2 protein-coding genes and 1 pseudogene are annotated in these 2,146 nt (G+C 66.2%); all 3 read right to left on the bottom strand.

Features of this window, described 5'->3' with window-relative positions:
• Positions 1–186: pseudogene (locus tag AC1DY5_RS52705) on the bottom strand (electron transfer flavoprotein subunit beta/FixA family protein); the annotation flags it as partial.
• 30 nt (positions 187–216) lie between these two features.
• On the bottom strand, positions 217–1,380 hold the full coding sequence (locus AC1DY5_RS52700; RefSeq protein ID WP_478122197.1) for an acyl-CoA dehydrogenase family protein: 1,164 nt from the start codon (positions 1,378–1,380) through the stop codon (positions 217–219).
• A 40-nt stretch (positions 1,381–1,420) separates the two neighbouring features.
• Positions 1,421–2,146: enoyl-CoA hydratase-related protein (locus AC1DY5_RS52695; RefSeq protein ID WP_478122196.1), on the bottom strand; the 726-nt coding region annotated here is incomplete at its 5' end.

The raw sequence follows: 2,146 nt of genomic DNA, 5'->3' as shown, positions 1-2,146 counted from the left end.
GGATACGGCGATGATTTCAGTAGCAGCGCCCTTCTCCTTCAGGCGCRCYGCCTCTTCGACCGCGATCTCGTCGAAGGGGTTCATGCTCWTCTTCACGTTGGCRWTGTCGACGCCGGTGCCGTCGCTCTTCACGCGCACCTTGACGTTGTAGTCGACGACCCGCTTGACGGGGACAAGAATCTTCATTGATGGCTCCAAGGATTGTCGGTGGGACGGTCACGCGTCCGCCATGAGCTGGCGGCCGATGATGATCTGCTGGATCTGCGTCGTGCCCTCGTACAGGCGCAGCAGACGCACGTCGCGGTAGAAGCGCTCGACCGGGAAGTCGTTGATGTAGCCCGAGCCACCGTGCACCTGCACGCCGCGGTCGGCTACCCGACCGACCATCTCGGTGCAGAACAGCTTGCAGCACGACGCGCGCATGCTCACGTCCGGGTCGCTGACACCGGCCCCGCCCTTTGCGTCGTATCGCAGCGCGCAGTCTTGCACCATGCTCCAGCCGGCATACAGCTCGGCCTGGCTGTCGGCCAGCATCGCTTGGACCAGCTGGAAGTCGCCGATCCGCTTGCCGAACTGCTTGCGTTCGCGCGCATAGGCAACGGCTTCGTTCAGGATGCGCTGCGCCATGCCGCAGGCCACCGCCGAGATGTGCAAGCGGCCGCGGTCGAGCACCTTCATCGCCGTCTTGAAGCCCTGCCCCGGCTTGCCGCCGATCAAGTTGGCCGCCGGCACGCGGACGTTGTCGAGCACCACGTCACAGGTCTTGGTGCCGCGCTGGCCCATCTTCTTGTCGGGCTTGCCCAGCGTGAGGCCCGGCAGCCCGGCCGGCACGATGAACGACGAGATCCCGCCCGCGCCGGGGCCGTCGGTGCGCGCCATCAGCGTGAAGGCGGCGGCGCGCGGCGCGTTGGTGATGAAGCGCTTGCTGCCGTTGAGGATGTAGTCGTCGCCGTCGCGCTCGCCGCGGGTCTTGATTGCCGCCGAGTCCGAACCCGCGTCGGGCTCGGTCAGCGCGAAGGACATGATCAATTCGCCGGTCGCGACCTGCGGCAGGATGGCCTTCTTCTGCGCCTCGGTGCCGTCCATCAGGATGCCCTGCGAGCCGATGCCGACGTTGGTGCCGAATACCGACCTGAAGGCCAGGGAAGTGTGGCCGATCTCGTAGGCCACACGGCATTCCTGCGCCATCGACAGGCCGATGCCGCCATATTCCTCGGGGATCGACAGGCCGAACAGGCCCATCGCCTTCATGTCGGCCACGATGTCGGCGGACACTTCGTCGTGCGCCTCGACATCGGCTTCGGCGGGCACCAGGCGTGTTTGCACGAAGCGCTGCACAGTGGCCAGCAACAGCTCGAAAGATTCGGTATCCAGGGCCATGGTGTCTCGCGATGGTTGGTTGGGAAATAGGACGAAGAGATCAACGGTGCCTGAACACCGGCTTTCGTTTGTCGAGGAAGGCGTGCATGCCTTCGTGCGCATCCTCGCTGGCAAAACGCGCATGGAGTTGACGCCGCTCGAAGCCGATGCCCTCGGAGAGCGAGGCTTCCCAGGCGCGGTTCACGGACTCCTTGATCGCCATCAGCGCCGGCAGCGAGAAGGTTGCAATGCGGGCGGCCAGGTCGATGGTCTCGGCGAGCAGGCGGTCGTCCGCCACCACCCGCGAGACCAGGCCGTAGCGGTCGGCCTCTGCCGCATCCAGCATGCGGCCCGACAGGCACATGTCCATGGCCTTGGCCTTGCCGATGGCGCGCGGCAGGCGCTGGGTTCCGCCGGCACCGGGCAGCATCGCGAGCTTGATCTCGGGCAAGGCGAAGCGGGCAGATTCGGCGGCGATGACCATGTCGCAGGCCATCGCCAGCTCGCAGCCCCCGCCCATGGCGAAGCCCGCCACCGCGGCGATCACCGGCTTGCGCACGCGCCGGATGGTTTCCCAGTTGCGCGTGATGAAGTCGCCCTGGTAAACATCCATGTAGCTCCAGTCCGCCATCGCCGCAATGTCGGCCCCGGCCGCGAAGGCTTTGCCGTTGCCGGTGATGACGATGGCGCCGATGTTCGCATCGGCATCGGAAGCGAGCAGCGCTGCGCCCAGAGCGTCCATCAGCGCATCATCGAGCGCGTTCATCTGCCGCGGCCTGTTCAGCGT

The organism is Variovorax sp. P4_D9 (genome assembly GCF_056401695.1).
Note: the sequence above shows the minus strand (reverse complement) of the source record. Positions and strands in the feature narration are given on the sequence as shown.

Bases quoted from the DNA above. Each gene is read 5' to 3' on its own strand.
- AC1DY5_RS52700 (WP_478122197.1), bottom strand. From the start codon at position 1,380: ATGGCCCTGGATACCGAATCTTTCGAGCTGTTGCTGGCCACTGTGCAG.